This is a genomic window from Flavobacterium sp. (assembly GCF_036515215.1).
In the GTDB taxonomy this organism is placed as follows: Bacteria; Bacteroidota; Bacteroidia; order Flavobacteriales; family Flavobacteriaceae; genus Flavobacterium.
Genome location: NZ_DATBVQ010000072.1, coordinates 1 through 5,114 on the forward strand (window position 1 = coordinate 1; position 5,114 = coordinate 5,114).

The following is a 5,114-nucleotide window of genomic DNA, read 5'->3' on the forward strand; positions in this document are numbered from 1 at the left end:
AATTTTGGCCACCATCGCCGCGTTTGCAACTCGGGAGCTAGGGCATTTGAACTAAAAAACTCCGTTTACGGTTTCCCGTAATGTACCTGAATCAAAAGGAGTTAGTTTTGGATAATAAATTTTTAATAAGTATTTTCGGTAATAATTTATATATTTGGAGGGAATGACAAATGCGAATCAGAACTTCGTGCATATACCTTAAGATGGTTGGATTGGCGAAGTGTTGTTTCGCCGATATATGCAAGTTGGCAGTAATTAACGTAAAACATCTAACAGAAAACATGGCTGAATTTAATTTAATAAAAGTTGATGGTAAACCTATAGAAAAACTAATTGATGTTGTAAGCAAAGGTATTGGCACAATTTACAAGCCAAGAGCAATTAGAAAAGAAGCTGAGTCAAAAGCTTATGAAATTGAAATAATTGAGCGTGCTAAAACAATGGCTATCTCCGAAGGAAAAGAAATTGATGCAGAAACCTTAGCAAGAATTGAAGAAAGATTTATTTATAAAGAAATTAAACATCAAAATAATATTGATAATGTAACAAAAATTGCCGCAGAACAACTATCACAAGAAACCGAAGTATCTGACGAATCCGTTGATGAAGATTGGACAACTAGATTTTTCAACATAGCTGAAAATATTTCAGATGAAGAGATGCAACTTCTTTGGGGAAGAATTTTAGCGGGTGAAATAAAACAACCTAAATCATTTTCATTAAGAACATTAGAACTACTAAAAAACTTATCTAAAGAAGAAGCAGAAGTTTTTACAAAATTTTCAAATCTTAAAATTAAAACGGCAGGAACAAGTCTGATTTTCAATCATGATAATGGAGATTTTTTAGAAAATGAATTTGGGATAAAATTTACTGACCGACTATTGCTTGCTGAACTTGGTCTAATTTCAAGTGAAAACAATTTAGAGTATAGCTTTTTCGCAACAGAAGAAAATGAACGAATAAATTATATAGGGTACGGAAGTAAAGGCATTTTTTTACATCGCCCAAAAAACACTCCAAAACAGTCTGTACAAGTTCTAGTTTTCACGAAAACTGGAGCTGAATTATCTAAATTAATTGAGCCTGAAATTAATATCAACTACCTAAAAAAAATATGTTCGAGTTTTGTGATACCAAACGTAAAAATTGAATACGGAGATTCTGTTAATTTACCCAATGATGAAGTTATGTTAATAAATAAAACTGAGTATAATGAATAACTACTGTACTTCTATTAAAATTTGTGCTTGAATAAAAAGTGACAAGCCCGATCGCGCAGATATACAGAATCGTTAGCGCAGTTTTGCAAACAGTGCCCACAAAGAGAAGCCCCCGCTGGCGCGAGCGTCCCGCTCGTGAACACAAACAAAAGCAAATACATTATAAATTGTAATTGGCACGAGCGGGACGCTCGCGCTAGCCTTTGAAGTATAAATAAGCAGCAAAAGATAAAAATTAGAATATTATGACAGACAAATTTTTAAAAGCGAAACATTGGCAATTGTTCTTATTGACTTTTGCAATACCAATGGTTTTTCAATTCATAATGATAGGAACAATGATTTCAAATATTGGATCTGAAACGAATTCTGATCCGTCATCAATATTTAACTATCTGCAATTATTTACATTAGTGATGATAATTTTTATGAGTATATATTTTGGATGGTTTTGGTCTGTTGCAGTTGGACTTCAAAAAAAAGTTCCTGAAAATGTAAAAATGAAAGTGAGAAAATTTAAAATTTTCTTCTTTATCCCTATGTTTTATATGCTTTTGATCATGCTACTTATGAGTATTTCCATGAATGGACTAATGGAAAATGGTGAAGAACCAAGTGGAATTCTAATTGCTGGTTTGGCAGGAGTTATTGTTCCGCTTCATTTATTTTCAATGTTTTGTATTTTTTATTCTTTATACTTTGTGGCCAAGACTTTTAAGACTGTTGAATTACAACGTGAAGTTAAGTTCTCAGATTTTGCAGGAGAGTTTTTTATGATTTGGTTTTATCCAATTGGAATATGGATAGTCCAGCCAAAGATTAATGAAATGATTGAATAATAACCCCCCGCTGGCGCTGGCGCCCCGCTCGTGAACTCACAATGGCGCTCGTCAGTATTTTCGTCATTATTTTATATATTTGAATAAATAACAAATCCAAAACAGTGTATTGATAAGTTAACGCTGATTAAAAAATACGGCACAAGAAATGATAGAAACGGTCAACATTATTGGAGCAGGAATAGGGGGTCTTACAACTGCCTTGACATTGAAACAGAAAGGACTCCACATAAATATTTTTGAAAGTTCGGCAGAAATAAAACCTGTTGGAGCAGGAATAATACTTGCCAATAATGCAATGCAAGTTTTTCAAAAATTGGGTATTCAAGACAAAATTGAAAAAGCAGGAAACAAAATTTCCTACATGAAAATCACCGATGCCAATCTCACAAAAATTTCTGTAGTTGACCTAGCCGAGTATGAAAAAAAATATGGTGTTCATAATATTGCCATTCATAGAGGTGCATTGCAAAAAATACTTGCTAACGAAATTGGCTATGACAACATAAACTTATCAAAGCGACTTTCCAAGATTGAAAAAGCGGACCTATTCAAACTAACTTTTGAAGATAATACTACCATAGAGAGTAAACTTGTAATTGGTGCAGACGGTATAAAATCGGTCGTCAGAAACCAATTATTTGGGGAAGGCATTTTACGAAACGCTAATCAAAAATGTTGGAGAGGAATTTGCGAAATTGATTTGCCTCAGAAGTATCTTAATGAACTAAACGAGGCTTGGGGAAAAGGCAAACGATTCGGATTTGTAAACATCGGTGACAAAAAAGTGTATTGGTATGCTTTGACAAATTCAAAAAATGTAAAAACGGAGCAAGTGAATTTGACAGAAATGTTCAAAGAGTTTCACAACGATATTTTAAACATTATTTCAGCGACAAAAAAAGAGCAAATAATTGTAAGCGACATTATTGACCTTAAACCGATTGACAAATGGCAAAACGAAAATGTTTGTTTAATTGGTGATGCAGCTCACGCCACAACTCCAAACTTGGGACAAGGTGCTTGTCAAGCTATTGAAGACGCTTATGTTTTAGGTAAACTTCTTGACAGTGGAATAACAATCGAAAACACTTTTAAAGAATACGAAAATGCCAGACGAAAAAAAGCACATATGATTGTAAATACAAGTTGGACAGTGGGTAAGATGGCACATATAGAAAACAGATTTGGAATTTGGCTTCGAAATTTCATAATGAAAAACTTGCCAAAATCTGCCAATAAAAAACAAATGGATAAGATTTTTAATTTGAACTAGTATGACGACAGTAAATCCCCAACTGGTGCTCGTTTGCAACGAGTGCCAATTTTAATTTAGAGCACGATCGTAGCGTTTGCAACGCGGGTATTCTCCAAAAAATATTGATAGACAAACGAAGTTATCTACTGTCTTTTTCTCTTTCGTACTTATGAAAACGAAACGCCATCAATAGCCCCGATGGAAGCGGCATCCTCGTAGTCCAGTAGCATAGGGACTGCGAGATACAGCGGACAGCGGGACCAAGCGTCCCTGAAAACAACATTCGTTCTGCTCCCAAAAAGTAGCATGCCCTAGCCGTTCATAAGTCCTGAAGATTTATTTTTAATACCAATTTCTAAATTCCTAATTTGCGGTTTCAAATCAGTAGCATAAAATGAAGGTCTGTATTGCCGAAAAACCAAGTGTAGCACGAGAAATCGCATCCGTTCTGGGAGCCAATACCAAACGTGATGGCTATTATGAGGGCAACGGCTATGCCGTGACCTATACCTTTGGGCATTTGTGCACCTTAAAGGAACCCAACGATTACAAATCTTACTGGAAAAGTTGGAATCTGAACAACCTGCCCATGCTTCCGGACAAATTTGAAACCAAAGTCGTGGAGAATGCGGGCATACAGAAACAATTCAAAATCATAAAAGGTTTGTTCGACCAGGCCGAGTTGGTAATCAACTGCGGGGATGCGGGACAGGAAGGGGAACTCATCCAGCGCTGGGTGATGAACGAAGCCAACTATAAAGGCGAGGTGCAACGGCTATGGATTTCGTCCCTGACCACCGAAGCCATCAAGGAGGGCTTCGAGAACCTAAAACCTTCCGCCAACTACGATAATTTATACTATGCCGGTTTTTCAAGGGCCATTGGCGACTGGTTACTCGGCATGAACGCCACGCGTTTGTACACGGTGAAACATGGCGGCTACAAACAGGTGTTGTCCATCGGTCGGGTGCAAACCCCAACCTTGGCGATGGTTGTGGACCGATTTAAAGAAATCGAGAATTTCAAACCGCAACCCTATTGGGAGTTGCAAACCTTATACAGGGACACGCTCTTCAGCTACGAGGAAGGGCGCTTTTTGAAAAAGGAAGACGGGGAGCTTTTGGCCAACAAGGTCAAGGAAAGCGATTTCGAAATTGTTTCCGTCGAGAGAAAGAACGGTAATGAGTTTGCGCCCAAACTGTTTGACCTAACGGGCTTGCAAGTGTATTGCAATACCAAGTTCGGGTTTTCGGCGGATGAAACGCTCAAAATTGTCCAAACGCTGTACGAACAAAAAGTGGTCACCTACCCCAGGGTCGACACCACATTTTTACCCAACGATATTTATCCAAAAGTACCGGGGATTCTGCAGAAGTTGACCAATTACGCTGCCTTGACACAACCGCTTTTGGAAAAGAAAATTAAAAAATCGACTAAGGTCTTCAATGACAAAAAAGTAACCGATCACCACGCGATTATTCCGACGGGGATTCAGAGCAATCTGCAATACAATCAGCAACAGGTATATGACATCATTACAAAGCGATTTATCGCCGTGTTCTATGACGATTGTTTGGTTGCCAACACCACGGTAATCGGGAAAGCGGCCGATGTCGCCTTCAAAACGACGGGAAAAGAGATATTGAAAAAAGGATGGCGCATCGTTTTTGAGGATCCCAACGCCAAGGAAAAAGAAGCCGACATTTTGCCGAGTTTCGTTATAGGCGAAAAAGGACCTCACCAACCCTCGTTTTTAGAGAAGGAAACCAAACCGCCCAACCAGTTTACGGAGGC

5 protein-coding genes are annotated in these 5,114 nt (G+C 37.7%); 4 read left to right on the forward strand and 1 reads right to left on the reverse strand.

The features are described from left to right. Positions 1-281 precede the first annotated feature (281 nt). The 3 genes from VIH09_RS05295 (at position 282) to VIH09_RS05305 (ending at position 3,338) form a co-directional block, all read left to right on the forward strand. A complete protein-coding gene (locus VIH09_RS05295) occupies positions 282-1,223 on the forward strand; it encodes a DUF2806 domain-containing protein (protein WP_331578621.1) in 942 nt (313 codons plus the stop codon). A 245-nt stretch (positions 1,224-1,468) separates the two neighbouring features. After that, positions 1,469-2,062 carry a hypothetical protein gene (locus VIH09_RS05300; protein WP_331578623.1) on the forward strand — a complete coding sequence of 198 codons (594 nt, stop codon included), beginning with the start codon at positions 1,469-1,471 and terminating at the stop codon, positions 2,060-2,062. A gap of 148 nt (positions 2,063-2,210) precedes the next feature. Beyond that, positions 2,211-3,338 carry an FAD-dependent monooxygenase gene (locus tag VIH09_RS05305; protein ID WP_331578625.1) on the forward strand — a complete coding sequence of 376 codons (1,128 nt, stop codon included), beginning with the start codon at positions 2,211-2,213 and terminating at the stop codon, positions 3,336-3,338. 149 nt (positions 3,339-3,487) lie between these two features. Here the strand turns inward: VIH09_RS05305 and VIH09_RS05310 are convergent, their stop codons facing one another. Then, on the reverse strand, positions 3,488-3,628 hold the full coding sequence (locus VIH09_RS05310; protein WP_331578626.1) for a hypothetical protein: 141 nt from the start codon (positions 3,626-3,628) through the stop codon (positions 3,488-3,490). Between the two features lie 86 nt (positions 3,629-3,714). Between VIH09_RS05310 and VIH09_RS05315 the strand changes: the two genes are divergently transcribed. Then, positions 3,715-5,114: DNA topoisomerase (locus tag VIH09_RS05315; protein ID WP_331578628.1), on the forward strand; the 1,400-nt coding region annotated here is incomplete at its 3' end.